The 24,538-nt window shown below is 45.7% G+C and carries 17 protein-coding genes; 11 read left to right on the top strand and 6 right to left on the bottom strand.

Annotation, left to right across the window (positions count from 1 at the left end):
* Window positions 1-99 precede the first annotated feature (99 nt).
* On the top strand, window positions 100-1,299 hold the full coding sequence (locus DOM22_RS12315) for a hypothetical protein (RefSeq protein ID WP_142700663.1): 1,200 nt from the start codon (window positions 100-102) through the stop codon (window positions 1,297-1,299).
* A gap of 94 nt (window positions 1,300-1,393) precedes the next feature.
* Here DOM22_RS12315 and DOM22_RS12310 read toward each other — a convergent pair whose 3' ends face one another.
* From DOM22_RS12310 to DOM22_RS12300, 3 genes are all read right to left on the bottom strand, one after another.
* Entirely contained in the window at window positions 1,394-2,464 is a 1,071-nt protein-coding gene (locus DOM22_RS12310; protein ID WP_142700662.1) for a hypothetical protein, read from the bottom strand.
* Between the two features lie 13 nt (window positions 2,465-2,477).
* Window positions 2,478-3,395 carry a TIGR02147 family protein gene (locus tag DOM22_RS12305; protein WP_142700661.1) on the bottom strand — a complete coding sequence of 306 codons (918 nt, stop codon included), beginning with the start codon at window positions 3,393-3,395 and terminating at the stop codon, window positions 2,478-2,480.
* 85 nt (window positions 3,396-3,480) lie between these two features.
* Window positions 3,481-4,293, bottom strand: coding sequence for a DUF4423 domain-containing protein (locus DOM22_RS12300; protein WP_142700660.1), 813 nt, complete (start codon window positions 4,291-4,293; stop codon window positions 3,481-3,483).
* A 141-nt stretch (window positions 4,294-4,434) separates the two neighbouring features.
* Between DOM22_RS12300 and DOM22_RS12295 the strand changes: the two genes are divergently transcribed.
* The 6 genes from DOM22_RS12295 to cysS all read left to right on the top strand — a co-directional run bounded on the left by DOM22_RS12295 (window position 4,435) and on the right by cysS (window position 12,493).
* Entirely contained in the window at window positions 4,435-5,880 is a 1,446-nt protein-coding gene (locus tag DOM22_RS12295) for a hypothetical protein (RefSeq protein ID WP_142700659.1), read from the top strand.
* Between the two features lie 175 nt (window positions 5,881-6,055).
* A complete protein-coding gene (locus tag DOM22_RS12290) occupies window positions 6,056-6,463 on the top strand; it encodes a hypothetical protein (protein ID WP_246845618.1) in 408 nt (135 codons plus the stop codon).
* A gap of 69 nt (window positions 6,464-6,532) precedes the next feature.
* Window positions 6,533-8,641: a S8 family serine peptidase gene (locus DOM22_RS12285; protein WP_246845617.1), complete on the top strand. Its 2,109-nt coding sequence runs from the start codon at window positions 6,533-6,535 to the stop codon at window positions 8,639-8,641.
* Window positions 8,642-8,831: 190 nt separating this feature from the next.
* A complete protein-coding gene (locus tag DOM22_RS12280; protein WP_088613941.1) occupies window positions 8,832-9,326 on the top strand; it encodes a CarD family transcriptional regulator in 495 nt (164 codons plus the stop codon).
* A gap of 79 nt (window positions 9,327-9,405) precedes the next feature.
* Window positions 9,406-10,893 carry a glutamate--tRNA ligase gene (gene gltX / locus DOM22_RS12275; RefSeq protein WP_142700657.1) on the top strand — a complete coding sequence of 496 codons (1,488 nt, stop codon included), beginning with the start codon at window positions 9,406-9,408 and terminating at the stop codon, window positions 10,891-10,893.
* Between the two features lie 148 nt (window positions 10,894-11,041).
* Complete coding sequence (cysS, locus tag DOM22_RS12270) at window positions 11,042-12,493, top strand: cysteine--tRNA ligase (RefSeq protein ID WP_142700656.1); 1,452 nt, start codon at window positions 11,042-11,044, stop codon at window positions 12,491-12,493.
* 319 nt (window positions 12,494-12,812) lie between these two features.
* On the opposite strand, the gene DOM22_RS12265 is transcribed toward cysS, so the two are convergent.
* Together DOM22_RS12265 and DOM22_RS12260 are read right to left on the bottom strand one after the other, a co-directional pair.
* The gene (locus DOM22_RS12265; protein ID WP_168196642.1) at window positions 12,813-14,726 is read right to left on the bottom strand and encodes a glycosyltransferase family 39 protein; all 1,914 of its coding nucleotides are present in this window, start codon (window positions 14,724-14,726) and stop codon (window positions 12,813-12,815) included.
* A 51-nt stretch (window positions 14,727-14,777) separates the two neighbouring features.
* Window positions 14,778-17,072: a penicillin acylase family protein gene (locus tag DOM22_RS12260; RefSeq protein WP_246845616.1), complete on the bottom strand. Its 2,295-nt coding sequence runs from the start codon at window positions 17,070-17,072 to the stop codon at window positions 14,778-14,780.
* 107 nt (window positions 17,073-17,179) lie between these two features.
* Between DOM22_RS12260 and uvrB the strand changes: the two genes are divergently transcribed.
* The 4 genes from uvrB to DOM22_RS12240 are packed head-to-tail and all read left to right on the top strand — an operon-like array spanning window position 17,180 to window position 23,976.
* The gene (gene uvrB, locus DOM22_RS12255) at window positions 17,180-19,258 is read left to right on the top strand and encodes an excinuclease ABC subunit UvrB (RefSeq protein WP_142700654.1); all 2,079 of its coding nucleotides are present in this window, start codon (window positions 17,180-17,182) and stop codon (window positions 19,256-19,258) included.
* The gene (uvrC, locus tag DOM22_RS12250; RefSeq protein WP_142700653.1) at window positions 19,245-21,134 is read left to right on the top strand and encodes an excinuclease ABC subunit UvrC; all 1,890 of its coding nucleotides are present in this window, start codon (window positions 19,245-19,247) and stop codon (window positions 21,132-21,134) included. The genes uvrB and uvrC overlap by 14 nt, the downstream gene beginning before the upstream one ends.
* A gap of 29 nt (window positions 21,135-21,163) precedes the next feature.
* On the top strand, window positions 21,164-22,729 hold the full coding sequence (gene murJ, locus DOM22_RS12245; protein ID WP_142700652.1) for a murein biosynthesis integral membrane protein MurJ: 1,566 nt from the start codon (window positions 21,164-21,166) through the stop codon (window positions 22,727-22,729).
* A gap of 35 nt (window positions 22,730-22,764) precedes the next feature.
* A complete protein-coding gene (locus tag DOM22_RS12240) occupies window positions 22,765-23,976 on the top strand; it encodes an MFS transporter (protein ID WP_142700651.1) in 1,212 nt (403 codons plus the stop codon).
* A gap of 6 nt (window positions 23,977-23,982) precedes the next feature.
* On the opposite strand, the gene DOM22_RS12235 is transcribed toward DOM22_RS12240, so the two are convergent.
* Window positions 23,983-24,477: a hypothetical protein gene (locus tag DOM22_RS12235; RefSeq protein ID WP_142700650.1), complete on the bottom strand. Its 495-nt coding sequence runs from the start codon at window positions 24,475-24,477 to the stop codon at window positions 23,983-23,985.
* Window positions 24,478-24,538: the final 61 nt, after the last annotated feature.

Here is a 24,538-nt window from a genome sequence, read left to right as displayed (position 1 = left end):
AAAAACTGCTTATGTCTTAAGCTTTCACTGCGGATTGATTTAGCAGAAACCGGTTTTTGATTCTGAGTAATCCTCCGACGTGATAAAAGCTCGTCCCTTATGCAGCATGATTTACAAAAAGCGGATGATCAAAAAATCCGCACTGAATTGTTTTCGACTTCGAGCCAACTTATTAAAAAAATCCGCAAACTAGAGAAAGATCACTCCGATTTTCTATTGTGTGATCAGATGATGTATCACGATTGGCGTAAACTCACTTTCCGAGAAGAATTGCAAGAAATCGAGACGCTCGAAAGACGCCAAAAGATTTTAAACACCTTTCAAGTGCATCTGAATTACGTCGCAACTACCTCCAATGTATCGCCGGCTCAAGCCTATGCGATGCTTAAAGAAGAGGAAGGCCAGTATCAGTGCGGTGATGATATGTGGAAGTACGTCATCGATAACTTGCGAAAATCGCGATACGAATCCGCAACACAAGCACTGCCGAGAACTCAAAATCCCGCGATGGATTCTGTCGAACGCGTCGACTTTGCCGAAATATTTTTTAGGGACGATTCCGCGTTAAGCGGACTAAAACGCACAGCGCGCTCGGTTTATCATTATTTAAGCGACATCGATAACCGGAAAATAGAGCAGCATCTGGCAGATCCGACCGCAGGCTATCGTTTATTCAAAGAAAGCCTGCAAATCACCATCAAGTGCGGGGACTGGCATCTATTAGGCAGAGTCTGGAAAAGTGCCGACCCCGGTTATCGTCAACGATACCTGCACAATATGCCGATGCATCTTAAAAAATTCTGGCAAAAAGTCATTTCTGACAACGAACGTGACGAAGCCTTGGAAGAAAGCCGATCGGATGCCGACACAGTTTTACGTGCGACTTATTACAAACTTGTACGTTTGCTCCATCCCGATAAATTAGTCGAGCAGTCTTTGGAATACCAACAGTGGGCCGCAGTAAAATGGCAACGGACTCAAGCTGCCTATCAAGATAGCGATGTCGCAGCTTTAAAACGCCTTGAAATGCTGTGTCTGGCTGAGCTAGGGCAGTTGAATGATCTCACCACCGAGGAGATTTCTCAGTGTTCGAATCTTTTCGAAGCAGAACTCGAGTCCTTAAAGAAAAATATCACTCAGTGTACTCAACATCCAGCGTGGAAGTTTTCCAGCCGCCGCAGTTACGATTCATTAAAACAAAGCGAGTATGATGAATTAAGAAAGCGCCTGATCCCTTTACGCGCCGACGTCTCCGCGATGGAAGTTTTGCTAGAGGGATACGCGAGCAAGTGTCATTGATATTCAGCAAAGCTGCGGTGGGAGTGATCTATAAAAGACGCTGACTATTTTTCAGCGTCTTTTATAACAACATCAGTTCAGTTAACTAGTGATACTAGAGCGTTTGGCAACTGAAAGGAATGCGTTTAGAAGCCCCAGAAATGGAAGAGTAAATTTCCCAAATTGTCTTCCCTTCAGAACTTACAGTCCGTTGAAACATGATGGACTCCGGCAATTTATCCACCGGCGTCCATGAATTCGTGACCACGAAGCCCTCGGGATGTGTGCACTCTCCCGCGCACTGATGTGGCTCCCCAAAGAAGTCTTTATAGAAGTAGCTAGTGCTATTGCGGGCGGCTGTTGTTTTATTGAGAACATCAAAGCCCTGTATGCGCTCAAACTGAAGCTGTATCCCACTTGAATCAACTGCTGGCTTAAAAGCATAAAACACATAAGAGTTATCTGTACTCGAGCATTTTATGGCTTTTTTATTTACGATATATTCAGAAAGGCCGCCATCAGCATTTATCAGCTCCGTACCCGCCATTGTTTGAGCTGTAAGTCTACGAGTATATACGGAATTAGTTTCTCCAAAATTTCTTCTGTAGCGGTAAATAGTCTCGTGAAGGATAAAGGCAGCCTGGCTCGTTGGCGAAAGCTTTTCAAACAGTGGTTTGGAAATATATAGAATTCCATTAGATCTATAGTTTCCCATTGCCTGAATTATACAGCGATCATCATTTGGCTCTATGAAGCTCCCCAGGTCCGGAATGACTTTCAAATTAGAACTATCGCCGATAAATCTGATAATAGTGTTCTTAGATGAATCGCCATTTTGGCCATTTACAACTTCTTGATAAAGCGTATTCGAATCACTTTCCAAATGGCGTGAATACCAAGAGTTTGCAAAACTCGAGTCATCGATTTTGGCAAGCTGCTTATCAATAAAGCTATAAGCCGCAGCAAAGTCCTTGAATTGCAAATACACCATATCGCTCAACTGAGCTTGCTCCCACAAATCATATAAAACGACCGATTCAAGAGTTTTATGAGTGTTATCTGTGTAGCAGGCCAAAACATGACCGCCGCCACCACTTTCAGTGCCACGAATGACTTCCGCATTTGCTGGAAGCGCATTTAAGGAAAGCAAAAGACCGAGTATTCTTCCGATTGTTTGAACTTTCATAAACATCTCCTAACTATTTTGATACTGGGTAAAGTTGAAATGCCATTTGATAGACTCTTGTCTGCTCCCCATCTTCTAGGAAGTCACAGAGCTCGCGTCGAAACTTGGCGATTTTCTTTCTCGCCTCAGGAAGTTTCTTAATATCAATCGCCATCGTCATGGCGGTGATATCTTTATCTTCACTTTTAATCTCATCTACCGCTTTCAGGGCCATTTCAATAATTTGACGTTGCAAGTTTTTATGTGCCGGAGAGGTCATCCCCGGCGAAAAGTTTGTTAAAGCTTTACCCGTACGAACGAGAGTATCTTCTTCGTACCTAAGAAGACCAACTCGAACCATCCGCTCAATCGCTGATTGGGCCTCAAAAGTTGAGATTCCCAGACTTCGTGCGCACCATGATGGTCTTGAATCGAAACCATCAATATTAATTAATTCGAGCAATGCAAAGTGGTACCAGTCTGAGATGATCGAAAACACATCCTCAGCCATCAATTCATAATCTGTTTCAGAGTCACTTTTATGAGTTGAGTTTTTAAACTTCTCTTTAGATTTGTAAATAAAAGATTCTTGCTGTTTGATCCCGGCACCCAAGACATTACAAGCCTTTGTGATAACTTTTGTGGAAGCGTTACGTTTACCTGAAAAGATTTGAGAAACACTTGATGGATCCATATCCAGCAGCTTTGCAAAAGCCCGGAGAGAATATCTTGGATTGCGCTTAATACGCGCCATAAACTGTTGCTGCAGCCAAATTCTGAAATCGACCCTTGCAAATGGTTTTGAATTTTCTTTAGTCAACTTATCCATGCGAATTGAATAGTCGCACCTGCGGGCCAACGCAAGAGTTTTTGCCATTATATGTGGCAAATTTATTTGCCACATCCGTGCTTTACATGTGCAACGACCAGAAAAGAAATGTTTTTCAGGCAAAGAGAGTCTTCTATTGCGCTGACTTTATGACATCTTGCGGAACTGCAGCGGAAATGAAATTTACCATTTTGTCTGCGATTGGGATTTACTTTTTTGATCCCACTTCGAACCAATCGATGTTCAAACAGCGCAAAACTTCCGAATCGGAAGGCGCAGCTTTTTTTGTTGCCTTCTCGACAGTCTCCACCAGAATTTTTCTGATTTCATTCGCCGCATCTTGGGATAATGCCATAGGACCGGAGTAAAACAAATTTTTCTCCGAAGCACTCTCCATCGCTTGCAGGCCCTTTAAACGCCAATTGGAATGATGGCGATTGACGAACGGGGAGTCGTGTCCCACGTGAGTTACCTGCGGGCCGATATCTAAACGGCCCTTTTTTTCGACGATCAATTCGTGGCTTTTTAAAAAGTCCATAACCTTGCTGACGAGGGCGCGGTCTAAATTCAAATACTGGGCAACGGCAGTGGCGCTATCGAGATGAGGAATAGATACCCCCAGGCGAACCGCACTGAAATACCACTGGGAATAAAATGTCGCTTTATCCTCGTCGGTGAACTTTTGGTGTTTCACACGGTTTTTTAAAGCAGTAGCGGCCGTGCGAATTTGCTCTAACTGCTTATCAAAGTAAGCTTCTAAATCCCTGTTCCCAGCGCGGCTTTTTTGAATCAGCAACATAAAGTAATCGCGCTCTAAATCTGTAAAGCCAATGAAAGAAGAAATAGCGAGACCTTGCTCCGCAGTTAAATCCCGGTCACCGCGAAAAATCTGACTCATCACCACCGAGTTCACGTTTAAATGCAAAGCCATCTGACGAAGTTGTCCATGGCCGTTGCGCGGCTGGCTTGCGATCCATTCGTTGATGCAGTGTTTATAGTCGTGAAAGTCAAAAATGTTCATGGAATGCTTCCTTTAGGCCTGGATTTAAAGTTAGCGTAAATGTTAAGTTTATAGATAACAATTAAATTAATAGATGTAGAATTCAAATTTCGACAAGGCGATACTGAGTTTGTTCAACGATTGAATAAACACGGAGGTTTAATGAAGTCAGCATGGATCACAGCAGGATTGCTAGTTTTGTCTTTTCAAAGTCACGCGAAGCCGCAAGGTGGAGTGGATGGCGGCGGAGGCAAGAGTGTTGTTTGCCGCAATTCCAAAGGTCAAATCACTTCCGCTCAAACATTGGATTTGTTTGAAGCCAAGAACGTCTATAATTTGAAACTGACATCCTTTGCCGGAACTTCTGAAGAAATCTCAGCCAAAGTTCAAGGTAAGCTTAAGGATTCGATCGGATCAGGATACGATTATAATCCATTCTATGTGCGCGTGAATAGAATCATGAAATTCGTCCCAGCCAGCGCTGTGATTAAACCGATTGATGATGCGGCAGAAGTGGTTTTGCCAAAAAACTGTCAACTTGAACAGCTGGCGCACTATGTGGATGACGAGACGCTGCTGGTGAGTCAGGAAATTTGGAATCATCTTTCCAATACAGAAAAAGCCGCATTGATTTCTCATGAAGCTGTTTATCGCGTGGATCGTGCCTTCGGTGCAAAAGACTCTCGCAGAGCTCGCCGTATTGTTGCCCATCTATTTTCTGACTTTGCTTTTGAAGAAGTCAATGGCGGGATCCCTAAGGGGGCGAAAAGTTGTACCGCTTCGCTTAACGGGCGCATGACCTACCAATTTAACTATTATCCATCCACAGATGGCAAAAATACAGTCATGCAATTTGAATGGTTTGACGGGAAGCCTGTTTTTACCAAGAAAACGGCGACATTTCCAATCGCATTGCCTTGGCTTAGCAGTCTACCAAGTCGCTGCAATGGAAATCCTGAATGCAAAGTTACAGAAGGAGTCGTGGCTTCTAAATTTGAAGGTGTAGGTTCGGTTCAGGTTTCTCGTGGGGTTTTCAAAGATGGGCCGTACAATCGTGAGATGTTTTATCTTGAAGACGCCGTCGGCAAGCATACATTGAACTGCTATCCTGGTTCCGATGACAATGTGGTGCAGTTGGAAGTAACTAAATCTACACGTTATGTTATTCCTGCTCAGACTAGCAGTTGCTATGCGCGGAAAACTGCGGCAGCCAATGGGACCGTGCCAGAGCTTGATGTTGAGGGTGCATACACGCAAATTCCTAAGCTGCTTTTTAAGCAAACTAATCCCAACCGTGATCTATTCGTAAGCGCAGTCAAAGTATCAGTCTCTGGTGTGGATGGTCGTGAGACGACGTGCACATACGCCGGAGAACAATTAGCATCATTAAGTGATCAGTGGTGGAGTAGTACAAATAAAGAAGCCGTAATTCCCATGGGCGCTACCGCGTTCGGTACGGACTGCCCAGTTACCTGTGGCGGGTTCGATATGGACAAGCCTTACACAGCCACGGGGACGGTAAAAGTTTATGGGTATACTCAAGGTGAAAATGGGGACCCGCAAGAAGGAGTGGTTTTGTCAGCTCCCGTTACCGTTTCTAATTTCTAATCTCCAATTTCAAATTTCCATCTCCGTCCAGCGTCAAACGCCGATCCCGAAAAGATCGGCGTTTTTATTTTTGAAAAAATATTTTTTGGAACTTGCCTTAGGAAACAAACTCCCTCATGCTTTCGTTAGGAGTCGCTTGGATAGTGGCTTCTATGTACACAAGGATGTGTTCTTCATGAATAAGTTTCTAGTCGGCATGGCAGCCGCTTCTATTTTATTTTCTACCTCTGCTTTCGCAGCGGTTCCCCAATACAAAGTGAATATGCGCGTGGGCCTTAAAGGTTCTGCTCCTATTTCGATTAACACAGTTACTAAATCCGGCAAAAAAGCTTACATCAGCGAATTCTCTGACGATGGACAAAATGAGTTGATCGTGGAAGTGATGGCGCGCAAATCCCAGCAAAATAACAGAGCGGGATTATTTATGGATGTGACTGTCACAAAACGTGTTCGTGGGCAGAAGAAAATCTCAGAGCGCACACAGGTTTTCGCTCCGGAAAATCAGGAAACTGAGTACGGTGTGAGTGGTAAAGGAAAGATGGCTGGCAATCTTTCGCTTGCCGTCATGGCGCATCAACTTTAATAAAAATTGTGAAGTTCCTTTGCTTTGGTGGGTTCATCATGTTGCAATTTTTCTCGCATGGAGGGAATTATGCAAAAATGGACTCGTCTATTTATTACGTCAGCACTTGCGGTTACGACTGCTAGTCCTGCATACGCAGGAAGCCTATTGAGATTCAATTCAGGAACAGTAAATCCTGGTTTGCAAGCTCAAGCTCTTACTTTCTCTGATAAAGTCGCTTCAGACTATATCGTTCAATTTTCTAACAAGATCACAGCGAAGGATCGCTCTGCTCTTCAAGCGCGCTTTGAAGTGTTTGGCTATTTGCCAGACGACGCTTTGGTTGTGCGTGGGACATTGTCGGATTTGAATTCATTCCGTCAATCGCACCCGGGTGTTTACGCGATCGTAAAATACCAAGCTCAATACAAAATCAGCAATGATATCGCTCCTGTAAGCGTATTTAATAAAGATCAATCTCAAAGTCTTTTGATCCAGCTTTTCAAAGCTTCTGATGCAAAAGCGGTTGTTGCTTCATTGAAAAAAATGAATGCCAGCCTTCAAGTTGTAAATGGTAAATCTATCGTAGCCTTGGTTGCTCGTGGCCAAATCTATAATATTGCGAACCTAACGGGTGTAGAGCACGTTCAAAACACGCCGGAAATCACAACTATGGATTTCCCATTGGATCAAAAAATGGATCCGATCGTTAAAGGTGCTGGCGATTACTCAGACATCAAAGGTGACGAAACAGGAACTAAAACTATGAAGTTTGATTCTGTTTGGTCCTTGGGTCTAACAGGTCGTGGTCAAATCGCGGCTATGGCAGATACAGGTTTGGATTCTGGTAACATCAACCAAATCGCATCTGATTTTTCGGGCGCAGTTAAATCCGGTTACGCTTTCGGTTTGTGGGCTAAAACTTGGGAAGATCCAATGGGTCACGGAACTCACGTAGCGGGTTCTATCTTGAGCCGTGGAACTGCTTCAGGTGGCAGACTTAAAGGTGGCGCCTATGATGCTCAGTTTGTTGCTGAAGGTATGTGGTCTCCAATGCTTAACGGTTTAAGTGTTCCTTCTAAGCTTGCAGATTTGTTTGAAAAAGCAAACGCAGACGGTGCGCGTGTTCACTCCAATTCTTGGGGCGCAGTTAAGAACTTCGGTGCTTACGACTCTATGGCTGTTCAAGTCGACGAGTGGATGAACAACAACCAAGATATGCTTGTGATCTTCGCAGCTGGTAACAGTGGTGTGGACATGAATAAAGACGGTCGCATTGATGGCGGTTCTATCGGAACTCCAGGGACTGCGAAAAACGTTCTGACTGTTGGTGCTTCTAAAAATAAAACCTCAACAGGTGGTATCCAGGTTCCAGTCAGCAAGCTTCGTGCAGCTGCTGAAGCTTGGTCTGCAGAGCCGATCTTCTCGTCTATGTTGTCTGACCGTGATGATGGTATCGCGATGTTCTCTTCCCGTGGTCCTACTTTGGATGGCCGTGTGAAACCAGAAATCGTGGCTCCAGGTACAAACATCCTTTCTAACCGTTCTCACATCAAAAATGCTTCTCCACTTTGGGGCGCATACAATGATGACTACGCTTGGTCGGGTGGTACTTCTATGGCGACTCCTCTAACAGCAGGGGCGGTAACTGTTACTCGCCAAATGTTGGTTGAAAAATGGGGCGTGCAAAATCCTTCTGCAGCTGTGCTAAAAGCAATGATCATGCACTCTGCGGATGATTTGTACCCAGGTCAGTTCGGTGAGGTCGGTGCCTCTCGCGGCCAAGAGCTTTTGACTCGTAGACCAAATTCGGACGAAGGTTACGGCCGCGTGAACATGGATAACATGGTTAAAATGATGAGCAACACGATCGTTGCTGATGACCGTGACGGTGTCGCGACGAACCAATCTGAAACTTATGAGTTCAATCTAAATGCTCCAGGCAAACTGTATGCAAACTTGGTTTGGACAGATGCTCCGGGGTCTGCGAATGCATCTAAAGCATTGGTAAATGACCTTGATTTGATTTTGACTGGTCCAAACGGAACAGTATCTATGAATGATCACGTGAACAATGCCGAGATGATCGAAACGTCTTTGCCAGCGGGCTCTTACAAGCTAACTGTTAAAGGTAACAACGTTCCTGCGGGCAAAAACGGTGGCCGTCAGCCATACGCCCTTGTTTTCAGCGTTCAGTAGTGACTGTTTAGTAATTAATCGATTATTGATTAAGTAATTGAAATAATTGAATAAAAGCCCCATTTATGATGGGGCTTTTTCATTTGAAAACCTTGGAAAACTTTTCCAATGCGCCGCTCAGATTTGATAACTCGTGTCAAATTTGATAGAACTAGCACGGTTATAAGTGGCTATAAGTGGAGGTTTCCTGATGCTGACGTTCAATATCGGCGATAATGCAGTTTATCCCGGCTATGGTGTGGTAAAGGTCGTCGCGATCGAGACAAAAGAAATGCTCGGCGCAAAGATCTCTTTCTACAACATGCAGTTGGTAGATACGGGCCTTAAAATCATGATTCCTACAACAAACGTTAAGTCTGCGGGTCTTCGCCCGATCATCTCTAAAGATGAAGCAGCTCGCGTTGTTAGTATTCTTAAAGAAAAAGACGTTAAAATCGACAATCAAACATGGAATCGCCGTTACCGCGAGTACATGGAAAAGATCAAAACAGGATCAGTATTCGAAATCGCTGAAGTTTTACGCGATTTGTTCCTTTTGAAAGCAGATAAAGAGCTTTCTTTCGGCGAACGCAAGATGCTTGATTCAGCTCGTTCCCTTTTGTTGAAAGAACTGACTTTGGCTACTAGCGAAGCTGAATTGTTCAACGAAGAAGAAGTGAAAGCGATCTTCGGCATCACTGGTTAATTCTGGACGATTCTAAAAATTCATATTAGTTTTAAGGCCTGGATTTTCCGGGCCTTTTTTATTTTTTGGAGCCGACTCGATGTCTTCACAAATCTCTCCCAAAGTTCGCGTTCGTTTTGCACCTTCTCCAACTGGCTATTTGCATGTTGGTGGCGCGAGAACTGCTTTATACAACTACCTTTTTGCTAAGAAAAACGGTGGTGAGTTCATCCTTCGTATTGAAGACACCGACGAAGCACGTTCCACTCAAGAATCTTTGCGTGGTGTGGTTGATGACTTGGTTTGGTTGAACCTGTTATGGGCCGAAGGCGTTGACCCAGTTACTTTGAAAGACCAAGGTCCCAACGGTCCTTACAAACAAAGTGAACGCATGGACATTTATAAGAAAATTGCTGAGCAGCTTTTGGCTGACGGCAAAGCTTACTACTGCTTTTTGACTGACGCTGAAATTGAAATGCAACGTGAAGCTCAGATGAAGGCGGGTGGTCAGCCGCACATTCAATCTCCGTATGCAGATTGGACTTTGGATAAAGCCAAAGCGAAAATGGCTGAAGGTGGAACTCCACCGGTTGTCCGTTTTAAAACAAAGCACCTTAAAAAAGACTACATCTTTCACGACATCGTTCGCGGTGAAGTGAAGTTCCCATCCGACATGGTTGGTGATTTCGTTCTTCTTCGTGGCGGCGGTATGCCGGTTTATAACTTCTGTTGTGTGGTGGATGATCATTTGATGAAGATGACCCACGTTTTCCGTGCGGAAGAACATCTTCCCAACACTCTTCGTCAGTTGATGATTTACGAAGCGATGGGTTGGAAAGCGCCTGAGTTCGGCCACATGGCTTTGATCTTGGATGAAGACCGTCAAAAACTTTCTAAACGTAAAGGTGCTGTCGCTTGTGGTCAGTTGAAAGACGAAGGCTACCTGGCATCGGCTGTATTGAACTTCATCGCGCTTCTTGGTTGGTCACATCCTGAAGGTAAAGAGATCATGTCTGTAGACGATATGGTTGCAGCGTTTGATATCTCTCGTTTGAATCCTTCGGGCGCGATCTTTGACCGCGTGAAATTCAAATGGATGAATGCGCAGCACTTGCGTGCTTTGCCGAATGCAGAGTTATGGAAAGCGATTCAGCCGTTCCTGGCTCGCGAGAAAATGGAATTGCCTAGCGATCCGGTATGGCAGGATAAGTCCTTGAACTTGTTTAAGCCGTATATGGAAGTTTTGGCTGATGCGATCACTTTGTATCGTCCATTGAATGACAACTCTTACGTGATTCAACCAGATGCTGAAGAAGTGATGAAACTTGAAACGACGAAAGCTGTATTGACGACCTGGAAAGAATTGGTTCAGGCACACGGTGCTGAATACATGACCGAAGAGGAATTCCTGAAAATCCAAGACGAAGTTAAAAACAAAACGGGTGCTAAAGGTAAGAACTTGTTCCAGCCGATTCGTGTGGCCGTGATCGGTCAGCCCCACGGGGCCGAGCTTAAAATTCTGGTTCCGTTGATGAAAAAGCAATCCTTGGTTACGCGCGCTGAAAAAGCCCTGGCGACAATCGCTTAAGCTCGCACCGCCTGAAGGTACGTTCTTACCTAAAAAGGGTGGGGTCTTACTGGGTGTTTTAATATTGATCAAGTGTTCGGCTAAGTAAGGCCGTACCTTTTTATGAAGTGGAATGGACAAAGTTTGTCCGTACCTTTTTGAGGAAATTATGTCTTTGAAGATTTACAACTCTCAATCCCGTCAGTCCGAGGAATTTGTTCCTTACGATCCCAAGCACGTGAAAATGTATGTGTGTGGGCCGACGGTTTATAACTTCCTTCATGTGGGTAACTTCCGTGGACCTGTTGTTTTCAACATGGTTCGTAATTGGTTGGAGTATCTGGGGTACAAAGTGTCTTACGCTTTGAACTTTACAGACGTGGACGACAAAATCATCGCGAAAGCGAATGAATTGGGGATGGCTCCGGGCGAGCTTTCTGAAAAGTACATTGCTGAATACAAGACTGACTTTGCAAGCTTGGGGCTTCGTCCTCACGACATGAATCCAAAAGTAACTGAACATATGGAAGACATTCTTTCGATGGTGGGTACACTCATCGACAAGAAGGTGGCTTACGAAGCTCAAGGCGACGTACTTTACTCGATCGAAACTTTCAAAGACTACGGCAAGCTGAGCGGTCGTCACACGGATGAATTGCTGGCGGGTGCCCGTGTAGAAGTGGATGAGAAAAAGCGTTCTCCAATGGACTTTGCTTTGTGGAAGGCTGCTAAACCCGGAGAAATCTCTTGGCCGTCTCCATGGGGTCCGGGTCGTCCCGGATGGCACATCGAATGCTCGGCGATGATTAAGAATATTTTTGGTGATCAAATCGACATCCACGGTGGTGGGATGGATTTGATTTTCCCGCATCATGAAAATGAAATCGCACAGTCAGAAGGCTGCACGGGTAAGCATTTCGTAAAATACTGGATGCACAACAATATGCTAAACTTCGGCGGTCAAAAAATGTCGAAGTCTTTGGGTAATATCGTTTCGCTTCGTGAGTTTGTTACGATGTACAATGCCGAGATCTATAAGTGGATGATTCAGTCCGTTCATTACCGCACGATGAGTGAGTTCGGTGACGCAGCTGTGGATCGCGCGATCTCTGGCCTTGCGCGTGTGTATTCTGCGATGGCGATGGCGGAAAGCTATCTGACTCCGGAGGTAACTCAAGTGGATGCGGGTTTTGCGAAAATCACAGAAGACGCTTGGAAAAAAGTTGAAGCGGCAATGAATGACGACTTCGGAACGCCGGAAGTGTTCGCTACGATGTTTGAAGTGGTTCGCCAATTCAATAACCAGGTTCGCCGAGGTATGAAGGCAAATCCTGCAATTCAGGGAAAAGCTTTGGCATTCAGTCAGTTCATCAAAAAGATGGGTGCAGTATTGGCATTGTTCCAAGAGCCAGCACATGATTTCTTGATAAAGCTAGATAACATGCTTTTGGATAAAGCAAACATCAAACGCGCTGACGTCGATGCAGTGGTGGCAGAGAGATCCGCTGCTCGTGCGAATAAAGATTTCGCAAAATCGGATGAGCTTCGTAATAAACTGGTGGCGATGAATATTTCTGTGAGTGACACTCCAGAAGGTTCCTTCTGGGAAGTTACGAAATAGAGGGCGATTTATATTCGGAAGAGATTCGTTTCCAAAAAATAGAAAATGGATTTCGGATGATTAGAAATTAACTTAAAGGGCTTCGTATGAAGCCTTTTTTTTTGTCTCTCAAGCGACGGATAACCGCAAGTTCTTATCGTGGTTTGTTCACGTTTCCATGAGTATATTGGTAAATTGTTGTGTCAGTGACGCGCACAGCAACCGCTCCGGCAGTGGAAATTGCATCGCTGTCATGTTGGCAAAGAGAAATGGTTCGAACCGGGTGAATTACTGCAATCAGTTACCGAAGCGAAGATGAAACTGTCATGAATGAACGCAGTTATCCCGCCGTGGTGGTTTCTGAAAGTGGTTTTTTGTGTGGAACTACGAGCCGCAATGTTGCTCGCACGAAGCTTCCGCAATAAATCACTCCGAGACTGCTCCACATTAGGAGGATTCCATCGAATGGAACTCGGAAACGATTCTCGGATTTGAAAATATAAACGGTAAAGAAAATCGTTGAGATTAATAGTGCACAGACTTCATTGAAGGAATTACTTCTTTCAGCTGAAGATTGCTCGTCGTCGGAGATTGAAATGTTTTGATGTGGGCTCGAATTTCTCAGATGCTGGTTTCTTGAGCCAAGGCGGGGATCCAAATTCTGTGCAAAAGAATTGCGTCGGCGGCTGAAGGTCCATGCGCCTATCAATGCCAATGGTAGCAGAATCCATTCGAGAATCGGTGCCCAGATTTTGTATAGGAAGTCGATGTCGGAGCCCGCGACGGGCCAGGTGCTGTTTCCATAAAATAGGTAATTTATATAGCGAAGGCTTTCCACCATGACCCACGGGTTTTCTTTTATGCAATTTGCGCCAGCCTTCCAGAAGTAAGCTTGGTCGGTGAAGGGACGGTCCCATTTTTTCGCGGCAGTTTCTTTTAAGGTTACAAACAGCGGAGACATCCAGCCTGCGCCTGCGGAATCGGAATTGTTTTTGGAGGGACATTTTCCTTCGACGAAATTTAAAGCTCCCGCTGTTGGACCCCATTGCCACTGGCTATAGGCCCATTTTGTAAAGGCCAAGTGGGGAGCCATCACAATCAAGCAACCCAGGGCCATCATAGCGACTTTGCGGAAAGCCAAACGCATCTGCGCGCGCTCGCGATACAAAAGCCACAAGCTGAATGCGGGTATAAAGAACGCGTGATTGCCCTTAAAATAAAACGATACCATCAGTAAAACGCCGACCAAGAAATAGTCGCGAAACTTAGCAGATTCCAAAGCCCGGGAGATTCCCCACAACGTCAGCATGATCAAAAAGCTGTAAGGAGATTCCGCCATATAGCGGGCCGTGAAGCCAATTTGCGGAACATCCAACGACAAAAACAAAAGCGTGAACAAAGCCGCCGTTTTTCCAAAATATTTCAAGACTAAAAGATATCCCAGCAAGACCGTGCCCATCGATACCAAAATACTCACCCACTTATGGAGTTCCCAATCACCAAGCAGGCGCAAAGCCAGACCGTAAATCGTGTAACCGATCGGTTGAAATGTCTGACCTAAATTGAAAGATCCCCGAAGCATCTGAATGCCGCGCTGAAAGTATCCCGCCATATCAGAAAACAAAAACATTTCCGGAGGCATCGCCACTTGCGTGGTCCAAAAGCGCAAAAGAAATCCCACCAGGAAAATCGCGATAACGGGAGTTTTCCAGCGATCAGAAGACAAAGGCAGTTTCGCATACAGCATTCCGCACAAAGCCAAACACAAGACGATCAATCCGCCGAGCAACTGGGGGGCGCTCCAATCTTTGTCCAGGTAAAAACCAAAACTCCCACCAAAGGAATCTCCAGTAAGATTCCAAGAAGTGGCTTTCCCCATCACATCCAAGTGAGAATAAATCGGAAGGCCTCGTTCGTTATTGCAACGAAGTTCCGGAGAAGCAGGCAAAGTCCAATCCTGTCCATTGGTACTCATGGAGTTAATACAACTCAAAGTTCGCAAGCGAAGCTGTTTTAAATTCATCCACGATGGCAAAAGCGAGGCGCGAGTATTGAACTGCACCCAAAAAAGTCCTCCCTCGGCCGGATTGTGATCTTTGATGACTAAGGGAATGGGTGAGTTTGCGTCAGTCTCTAGATTCGGACGCACGATTTGGATGTTTTGCATTTTTGGTGTCAGCAATTGAAACCAATTCAGGCAAAGGATCCCCATAAATAAACTGAACCAAAACAGGCGTGTTCGTGCAAATTCCATGGCCGAAGCTGTAGCCTCGGTCATGATTTGCGGCAAGTTACTAACTGGTCATTATTTTAAAATCAACTCGTGGGATTTATTCTTTTCAATCTCGTCAGGATTCATCAGTTGAGGACGATGTTTTCCCTGTAAGAAAAGTTCCACCTGATCTTGGTAAAATGGCGACAGCATGTGCCCGCTGATACCAATTGGATTGATTCCCCAGCTGTGCGCAACATCTGCCATATCAACAACTCGGCGAGTGGAGGCACCGGCAGTCACATTGAAATCTCCACCCAAGGAGCGAGCTTTATTGTTGGTGATTTCATTGTAAGCACCACCCATCGGATAAGGGCCTAGATTGAAAATGTAACTCAAAGGCTTGTCGCGGCCCAGGGGATGAATGTATTCAATCGAATGAAGCTTGCCCCATGGTGGAGGTTGTGCCCATTTGGAAAAAGTCGCACGCCATCCATCCGTAAAGACCTCGGAAGGTTTCACGATCGTCCACCACGGCGAGTTTTCATTTTTCACAACACGCTCAAAAAACATCCACGCGTGGGGAGTTGAAAGATACGTCGCGCGCAACTCATCCAACGGTGCCAGCATCAGCAAAAGACTTTGATTAACCCATTCATAGTAAAGGCTTGCTTCCTGGGAGTCAGGATTAGAAATGTAATTCCAATTCTTCAGGCGATTTAACCAGGGTCGATATTTGGTTTGCTCTTCGCCGGTAAGTTTCAAATAACCCAGCATTTTTTGCAGCAAGATGGCGTTCGCCATGTTGTAGTTTTTCACTTGCAGGGCGCGCATCTCTTCGCTGTTCCATTTTTCTTTATGACTGAGTTCCGTCAGGATAGTGTTCTGGCGATCCGCACTTTGCCAGTCGCCACGAATTTCTGAATCCACTGCAGCTGGGCGAGTATTCGCTGTCACAATCACTCCAGATTCAGGATTAACCGTGTGAGGTTTTTCCTGCCATGACAACAGGCGTTTGTATTCGTCTTTGCCGCTCGCACCATCTAAAATCAAATCTGAATTGGGATTGTTTTTAACCTCCACGTCACCAAACATCCACCATGCGATATTTTCCGCGTCAGCGTACATCACATTCAATCCCGGAGCAGTTCCCGGTTTCAACGAGTTTTCAAAGGTCTTCATGTCCTTTGCCTTGCCCATGATGTAAAGTGCATACAAAGGATCATTTTCGACTTTGTGATAAGCCCACTTCATAGACAGATCGGCATCGATCACATTATTCATCAAGGGACCATGGGGAGTTTCAATAATCTCAAGATCAATAGGTGCCTGCTTTTTCACTAGTATCGTTTCTTTTCGAACGCTGTAAGGCTGCTCCTTGCCATTAAATATTAAAGTTTTTTTCGTGCGATCAATCTTTTCAGTATAAAGATCCATGTCGTCAGTTTGTGACATCGTAAAGCCCCAAGCATGATGAGGCGTGTGCCCCAAGATCGCAAAAGGAACCAGCGGCAGATAATGCCCGTAAATTTCAAAGTCCGGAGTGTGAATGTGAGCTTCGAACCACACGGAAGGATGCGAATAAGCAATGTGCGGGTCGTTGGCAAAAATACTTTTGCCGCTGGCAGAGCGTTTAGGTGCTAAAAGCCACGAGTTGCTACTATCAAAAACCGTCGCAAAAGAATGATCCGCCACAGAGTACAGGGGAGTTAAATCGATGTTGCCAGCTGTTTTATAAGGCGTCTTCAGCTGGTCGTTACGAAGTTCGTTAAAAAGTTCAGGAGAAAACTTCTGAGACAAAGAAGTCATCGTCGGATCCACTCGCAAAGCAATTCCGAAACTGTAAGCAATCTGTCCTGTCATCACGTAAGAATCAATCGGGGAGAAAGGCTTTGGTTTGATTCCCAGGATTGCCAGATCATATGGAACGGGACGAGTTGCGACGTATTGATTGATGCCGTCGCTGTAAGCTTCCATCAAGGCCCACATCTCGGGATCAAGGGTTCCGTCTTGACGCTTTTTCTCCAGCATTTTTTCTGAGGTCTGTTTCAGGGCAAGACTGCGATATAGCATATCGGATTTGATGGTTTTTTCGCCGATCACTTCTGAAAGTAATCCTTGAGTTTGGCGGCGAGCCATTTCCATTTGGAAAAGTCGTTCGCTGGCCATGACGTATCCCAGGGCTCTAAAAGCATCAGTTTTGTTTTGAGCAAAGATATGAGGGATGCCAAAGGAGTCACGTTGGATTTTGGCGGGAGATTGCATGTTTGTGAGCGAAATTTCACCATCAAGAGGCGCCAAGGAACGTCGCATGAAGGCATAAGTTCCAATACCGGCGACTGCGACTATTACTGCAAGAATCAACAGGGAGATTTTGAGTTTTCTCATGCTCTCACTGTCACAAAGACCAGCTCTTCAGGCAAGCCTCCGAGATGTTATCATGCACCGCAGGGACCTCTAGCGAATTGGCTTTCACTTATGCTAGGATCAGAGGGATGGCCAAAGCTTATAAAAAGAACTTTCAACTGGTGTCCGAATTCAAACCTTCTGGTGATCAGCCCAAAGCGATCGAGCAGATGGTGGAAAATATTGCTGCAGGTTTAAAACACCAAACTCTGTTAGGTGTGACCGGCTCGGGGAAAACATTCAGTATGGCACATACCATTGCCCGACTGAATCAACCTGCATTGGTATTGGCTCCCAATAAAACATTGGCGGCTCAGCTGTATGCAGAGTTTAAGGAGCTGTTCCCCCAAAATGCGGTGGAATACTTCGTCAGTTACTACGACTACTACCAGCCGGAAGCCTATATTCCGTCGACCGACACCTATATCGAAAAAGACTCTGCGATTAACGAGCAAATTGATCGCATGCGCCACTCGGCGACGCGTTCTTTGTTTGATCGTCGCGACGTGATCATCGTCAGTTCCGTATCCTGTATCTATGGTTTGGGATCTCCCGAAGCCTACGAAGGTATGATGATTCAGGTGGTTTCGAACACGGAAATGAAGCGCGATCATCTTTTACGTGAACTAATCCGTGTACAATATCAGCGCAATAACGTCGACTTCACTCGCGGAACAGTGCGTGTGCGTGGCGATAATGTCGAAATTTTCCCACCCTACGAGGAAGACCGTGCGATCCGCGTGGAATTCTTTGGCGACTTTATCGAAAGACTTTCTTGGATTGATCCTTTGACAGGACAAGTTCTGGAAGAGATCGATCAAATTGGCATCTATCCCGGAAGTCACTATGCGACCGGTGATGACAATCTAAAACGCGCCATCAAGACTATTCAAGATGAGTTGCGCGATCGCTTGCAGTACTTAAATCAAAATATGAAATTCCTGGAGGCTCAGCGCCTCGAACAAAGAACCTATTACGACATCGAGATGATGGAACAAATGGGTTTCTGTCAGGGGATTGAAAACTACTCCCGGCACTTAACGGGCCGTGGAGAGGGCGAGCCGCCTCCAACTTTGCTGGAATATTTCCCCAAAGACTTCATCACCTTTATCGATGAATCCCACGTCACCGTGCCACAAATCGGCGGTATGTATCGTGGAGACCGCGCACGTAAGTCCACGCTGGTAGAGCACGGTTTCCGTATGCCTTCAGCTTTGGATAACAGACCTTTGAATTTCCAAGAGTTTGAAAAGATGATGGATAAAGTCGTCTATGTGTCTGCGACACCGGGAAATTATGAATTGCAAAAATCCGAAGGGATCATCGTTGAGCAGATCATTCGTCCGACCGGATTGATTGATCCTGTGGTGGAAGTGCGCCCGGTAAAACATCAAGTCGATGATTTGCTGAAAGAAATCCGTGAGCGCATCAAACTCAAAGAACGTGTGCTGATCACCACGCTGACGAAACGGTCTGCCGAAGATTTGACCGAGTACTATGAAAACTTGGGAATCAAGATCAAGTACTTGCACAGTGACATCGATACGATCGAGCGTTCTGAAATCCTGCGCGATTTGCGTCTGGGGGTTTTCGACGTTCTGGTCGGAATCAATCTTTTAAGAGAAGGATTGGATATTCCAGAGGTGAGTCTGGTCGGTATCACCGATGCCGACAAAGAGGGCTTCCTTCGTTCCGAGCGATCGTTGATTCAAACAATTGGTCGCGCGGCCCGTAACTTGAATGGGCGCGTGATTTTGTATGGTGACGTGATTACCGACAGTATGAAAAAAGCGATCGGGGAAACCGAGCGTCGTCGTCGCATTCAACAGGAACACAACGAAGCGCACGGGATTACGCCACAATCCATTCGCAAAAAAATCCGTGACGGTTTGGGCGAAACATTTGATGGATCTGTGGGCGGACAACCGCTGAAGGGCGAGAATCGCCAGGAAGCGATTGTGAATAAGTACTCCCACGCTCCAGACAAGCTGACCCAGGAAATCGATAAGCTTCGAGATAAAATGCGCAAGCTTTCTAAAAATCTTGATTTCGAAGAAGCTGCGAAAGTGCGGGATGAAATCAAACGTTTGCAGATCGTTGAGCTGGGGATTCGCAGTGGTGAAGTTGAGGGCGATAGTGCCAAGGTGAATAAAGATGGCCTCGAGTAAGTTCGAAGAAATACGCGATAAGGTGCGCGAATTCCCCACGCAAAGTGGCGTGTACCTGATGAAAGGACCTGGCGATAAGATTATCTATATCGGGAAAGCCAAGTCCTTGCGCAATCGCGTTCGAAGTTACTTTACGGACAGCAAAGATCACTCTCCAAAAACCAGACTTCTGGTTTCCAATATTCTGGAAGTCGAATACATTTTAACCAAAACCGAGGTTGAAGCATTTTTGCTGGAAGCCTCGCTGATTAAAAAGCATCGTCCCAAATACAATATCCGACTGCGTGACGATAAGGCCTATCCTTACATTCGCCTCAGTTGGTCCGAGAAATTTCCTCGTCTGTTTGTTGCTCGTAAAGTGAAGCGCGATGGCAGTCTTTATTTTGGGCCTTATACGTCGGGATTGGCTGTGCAGGGGACCATTCGTTTCTTGAACCGCACTTTTAAAATTCGTGATTGTACAGATGCTATGTTCAACACCCGCAAACGCCCTTGTATGACGTACCAGATTGGTCGTTGTACGGCTCCGTGCGTGGAATATATCTCTCAAGAAGAGTATAAAGGTGAAGTTGAAGGCGCGAAGCTATTCCTGAAAGGCCAGAACAAAAAGGTCATTAAAGCCTTAAAAGAAAAAATGATGGGTGCAGCCGACGAAGAAAAATTCGAAGTGGCCGCGCGCCTGCGTGATTCGATCGAAGCCATCAAAACGATTCTTGAAAAACAATCAGTCATCAATGATACCACTGAAAAAGATCAGGATGCCGTGGGCTATTACGGAGATGAACGTGGCTGCTTGATTGAAACAGTTCACGTGCGCGCAGGTCGTGTGATCGGAACACGTCCTCACTTCTTGCCGCATTTTGATCCGAATGATCCAGTGGAAGATCCGCGCGAGTGGATGGTGGACTTCCTGAATCAGTATTACGAAGACAACTTCATCCCGGATGACGTCTTATTGCCGTTGGATATTGGCAGTGACTTGAATAAGCTGATGGAGCAGGTTTTGGAATCGCGTTCTGAAACGAAATCCACAGTCCGTTTTGCTACGGATGAGCGCGGTCGAAATTTGGTGGAAATGGCCAATGAAAACGCCAAAGCTCATTTCTTAAAATATGTTTCAAAATCCGAAGAGAAACTCCGTGGTCTGCAGGAGATTAAAGAGAAATTCAATCTTCCGGAAATGCCTCGTCGTATCGAGTGTTATGATATTTCGACCTTCCAGGGTGCGGAGACTGTCGCCTCCCAAGTGGTTTTTGAAGAAGGTGTTCCTGCTAAGGATCACTATCGCCGCTATAAAATCAGAACAGTTGAAGGCATCAATGACTTTGCCTCCATGTACGAGGTTTTAAGTCGCAGATTTAAGCACACGGAATACGAAGACCCGCAGTTGATCGTTATCGACGGTGGTAAAGGGCAGTTGTCCCAAGCCATCAAGATTTTAACTGAAATCGGGCGAAATGACATTCCGGTAGTAGGTTTAGCCAAGGCTCGTACTGAAAGTGACTTCCAAAAGGCGGAAGTTGAGTCCACGGATGAACGTTTCTTTCTGCCGGGCCGTGCAAATCCGGTGATTTTCAAGAACAACTCCGAAGCTCAGCACATTTTAGTGGGCATTCGTGACGAGGCCCATCGTTTTGCCATCACTTATCACCGTAAGTTACGCGAAGGAACGTCTTTAGAGAGCGAATTGGATTACGTTGTGGGCTTAGGCGAAAAAAGAAAGAAAACTCTTTTGACTCAGTTTAACTCTATTGATGAAATCAGAATGGCCGATCCCAGTGAGATTGCGAAACTAAAAAGCTTTAACCGCGTTTTGGCTGAGCGAATTATTTTGCAATTGAATGAATCGGAAGAAGTAGAAGTCGAAGCAGAATAATGCCCGGCTTATAGCCGAATAGAGTGCACATGAAGAATCATGCCTTTTTAGTGGGAATTGCCATTTTCTTTAGTCGTATCGCGGGACTTGTGCGCGAGCGTGTGTTTGCCCACTTCTTTGGTAACTCAGCTGCCGGGGATGCTTTCAAGGCCGCGCTTAAAATTCCAAACTTCCTACAGAATCTTTTCGGCGAGGGCGTTCTCTCGGCGAGTTTCATTCCCGTTTATGCTCAACTTTTAGCAAAAAAGCATGACGAAGAGGCCGCCAAAGTCGCTTCTGTTATTGGCAGCTTGATGTTCCTTCTGACTTCGTTGTTGGTGATCAGCGGGGTTTTTGCCACACCCTTTCTGATTGATTTGATTGCGCCCGGTTTCACGGGTGAAAAACGCGAACTGACAATTCAAATCGTGCAGATCCTGTTCCCCGGGACAGGCTTTCTGGTCATGTCTGCTTGGTGTTTGGGGATTTTGAATTCTCATAAAAAGTTTTTCTTGTCTTACATTGCGCCCGTCATTTGGAATTTGACGATCATCGCGACCTTGGTGATCTGGGGTTCCAAGCAGATGCAATTTGAATTGGCCATCACGGTGGCCTGGGGGTTGGTTGCCGGCAGCTTCTTGCAATTTTTCGTGCAATTGCCATCAGCGCTTCGCCTGGGCAAAAAAATCAAACCTTCGCTTAATCTGAAAATTTCCAGTGTCACGACGGTCATGAGAAATTTTGTTCCCGTCGTCGTTTCTCGTGGTGTTGTGCAAGTCAGTGCCTATATCGACAGTATGCTGGCCAGTCTGTTACCGACGGGTGCGGTTTCCTCCTTGGCGTATGCACAAACGTTGTACCTGTTGCCGGTAAGTTTATTCGGAATGAGTGTTTCTGCAGCGGAACTTCCCAGTATGTCCCAGGCGGTGGGCAGCGACGAAGAGATTCGGACTTACCTTAAAGGTCGTTTGAATCGCGGCTTGCAGCAGATTGCTTTCTTTGTCATTCCAAGCGTCGTGGCCTTTTTGCTTATGGGCGATCTGATCGTAGGTGCCGTTTTTCAAACGGGGCAATTTGATGCCAGCAGCACGCAGACAGTATGGATGGTGTTGATCGGTTCAACGGTAGGTCTGCTGGCCTCCACCTTGGGTCGGTTGTATTCCTCGACATTTTATTCTTTAAAAGACACGCGCACGCCCTTGAAGTATGCGGTGATTCGTGTGATTTCAACCACAGGTCTAGGTATACTGTTCGCATTTTACCTTCCTGGTTGGTTGCATCTTGATGCCCAGTGGGGGACGCCAGGTTTGACGGCGTCGGCGGGAATCGCCGGTTGGATTGAGTTCTATTACCTGCGCCGTGCTTTAAATCGTAAGATTGGCGAGACGGGGTTGCCCCTTAAATTCCAAGCCAAGGTTTGGTCTATCGCTGCAGTCAGTGCCGCGATGGGTGCCGTTGTCGCTCGCTTTGTATTGTCTCAGGATCTGCATGTCATCATCAGAGCATTGGTTGCCGTGGTCATCTATGGCGTCCTTTACTTTGGATTGGGATATATGTTCAAGATTGAGCAAGCACAAGGTTTCTTGGAAAAAGTCTTGCGCCGCTTGAAACGCTAGTCGGTGCCTTTAAACCATAGTAAGATTTGTTCGTCATGAATGATTCATCTATGTGGTCACCGCTCAAAATTTCAGTTTACCGTAACTTTTGGATCTGTGCTTTTTTGTCAAACCTGGGAACGTGGATTCAGGATGTGGCAGCAAGCTGGGTGATGACGCATCTTTCAACCTCTCCGTTGATCGTTTCTTTGCTTTCATTCACCAGTAATTTACCCGTGGTATTTTTAAGTATTGCTGCGGGATATTTTGCGGATCAAGGACACCGTCGTCGCATCTTGCTGGCTTCGGAAAGCATGATGTTTATCTCCGCAGCCATTTTGGCGTATTTGGTTTGGCAGGAAAAAATCACTGAAGGGACTTTGCTTTTACTATCCTTGGTGATGGGAGTGGGCTTTGCATTGTCTAACCCACCCTTTCAAAGTGTGCTGACAGATCTGGTGCCCAGTGAGCGTCAAGCTCAGGCTGTGTTGGTTTATTATATTGGCATCAACATCACGCGCGTTTTGGGTCCCACCTTGGGCGGTGTGATCCTTGGGGGAGTCGGGCCTGCTGCCGCTTTTTGCTTAAACAGTCTTTCATTCCTGGGGCTGATTTTATTTTTCTGGAAATGGCCGGTGAAAGAAGCGGCTCCTCAGCACGAAGAAAAAAAGGAAATCAAATTCACACAAAAAGAATTCGAATTTCTGTTTTCCTTCCACAATATGAAATTGTGGGCGGAGATTTTCATTGTCACTTTCTTTGCTTCCAGCTTGTGGGCTCTTTATCCAACGCGCGGTCGTTTGGAGTTGGGTTTGAATAGCTGGCAATATGGTTCACTGCTTGGATTTCTTGGTTTAGGTGCATGCTTTGCGACGATTTATTCTAACAAAATCATGCTGCCAGAAAGAACCGGCCAGTCCTTGGCGGGTGCTTACTTTGTCTATGCCGTGGGATTATTTTTTATTGGCGTGGCGCCCAGCTATATTTTTATGTGTCAGGGGATGTTCTTTGCGGGGATTGGTTGGTTGATCCTGGCGACGTTGATGAACATGAGTTCCCGCCAGCTTACAGGAAAGTCGCATCTAAAAGCGACGATGCTCGGTGTTTTCTTAGCGGTGTTCTATGCTGGGATGGCCATGGGTTCTGTCAGCTGGGGTGCCATGGCACGCATGGGATCAACAACTATGGCCTTGATCACGTCATCTGCCGGGTTAACGGTTATTGCTCTTTATAAATTTCTGAATTCCAAAGTCGTAAAATCTTTGTAAGGGAAATTAAAGACCTCGGGTGGCCACGTTCAAAGGGGAGTCATTGCCATTGACACCTGTGGGAGCGCGAGTTGCTTTACTGACGATTCCAAACGGAATATCGCCCCACCATTTTTCAATCACCACGCCATTTTCAGTTGTCGTGATTTTGCAGGTTTTATATTTTCCTGGATTCGTTTCCAACGTTTCTAGAACTCCACCTTTATCCTTACATTGAGTCAGCATCGAACTGTAATTTGCGGGAGTGTACAGATCTGCAGTTTCGATTGTTTGAGTGGAGGTTTCAGAACCCACTCGAGTGTCTATTTTCACAGACCAAACTTTGGTGTCTTTATTGTAGGCGACAACTTCTTTGATGATTTGAACTTCAGAGGCAATGCCGTCCGCCGTTTTAAAATCTCCTGACCATGTGACTTTATCTCCCACACTGGGATAAGCCATGGCTTGGAGTGATCCAAAAGTCACAAATGTAAAGGCAAACACTAAAGAACGTGCGTTCATGGGCCCTCCTTAGGGTCTTTCGATCAGCTTTTCTAGAATGTCACAGGGCTTTCATGCTCTG

It is taken from the genome of Bdellovibrio sp. ZAP7, assembly GCF_006874645.1.
GTDB lineage: Bacteria > Bdellovibrionota > Bdellovibrionia > Bdellovibrionales > Bdellovibrionaceae > Bdellovibrio.
The sequence above is the reverse complement of the archived record's forward strand: the minus strand, read 5'-3'. Positions and strand labels throughout refer to the sequence as shown.

Excerpts from the sequence above, each read along its gene's own strand:
- cysS (WP_142700656.1), top strand. The coding sequence starts at position 11,042 with ATGTCTTTGAAGATTTACAACTCTCAATCCCGTCAGTCCGAGGAATTT.
- DOM22_RS12295 (WP_142700659.1), top strand. The coding sequence starts at position 4,435 with ATGAAGTCAGCATGGATCACAGCAGGATTGCTAGTTTTGTCTTTTCAA.
- murJ (WP_142700652.1), top strand. The coding sequence starts at position 21,164 with ATGAAGAATCATGCCTTTTTAGTGGGAATTGCCATTTTCTTTAGTCGT.
- DOM22_RS12280 (WP_088613941.1), top strand. The coding sequence starts at position 8,832 with ATGCTGACGTTCAATATCGGCGATAATGCAGTTTATCCCGGCTATGGT.
- DOM22_RS12315 (WP_142700663.1), top strand. The coding sequence starts at position 100 with ATGCAGCATGATTTACAAAAAGCGGATGATCAAAAAATCCGCACTGAA.
- DOM22_RS12290 (WP_246845618.1), top strand. The coding sequence starts at position 6,056 with ATGAATAAGTTTCTAGTCGGCATGGCAGCCGCTTCTATTTTATTTTCT.
- DOM22_RS12260 (WP_246845616.1), bottom strand. The coding sequence starts at position 17,072 with ATGAGAAAACTCAAAATCTCCCTGTTGATTCTTGCAGTAATAGTCGCA.
- gltX (WP_142700657.1), top strand. The coding sequence starts at position 9,406 with ATGTCTTCACAAATCTCTCCCAAAGTTCGCGTTCGTTTTGCACCTTCT.
- DOM22_RS12240 (WP_142700651.1), top strand. The coding sequence starts at position 22,765 with ATGAATGATTCATCTATGTGGTCACCGCTCAAAATTTCAGTTTACCGT.
- DOM22_RS12265 (WP_168196642.1), bottom strand. The coding sequence starts at position 14,726 with ATGGAATTTGCACGAACACGCCTGTTTTGGTTCAGTTTATTTATGGGG.
- uvrB (WP_142700654.1), top strand. The coding sequence starts at position 17,180 with ATGGCCAAAGCTTATAAAAAGAACTTTCAACTGGTGTCCGAATTCAAA.
- DOM22_RS12235 (WP_142700650.1), bottom strand. The coding sequence starts at position 24,477 with ATGAACGCACGTTCTTTAGTGTTTGCCTTTACATTTGTGACTTTTGGA.
- uvrC (WP_142700653.1), top strand. The coding sequence starts at position 19,245 with ATGGCCTCGAGTAAGTTCGAAGAAATACGCGATAAGGTGCGCGAATTC.
- DOM22_RS12285 (WP_246845617.1), top strand. The coding sequence starts at position 6,533 with ATGCAAAAATGGACTCGTCTATTTATTACGTCAGCACTTGCGGTTACG.
- DOM22_RS12310 (WP_142700662.1), bottom strand. The coding sequence starts at position 2,464 with ATGAAAGTTCAAACAATCGGAAGAATACTCGGTCTTTTGCTTTCCTTA.
- DOM22_RS12300 (WP_142700660.1), bottom strand. The coding sequence starts at position 4,293 with ATGAACATTTTTGACTTTCACGACTATAAACACTGCATCAACGAATGG.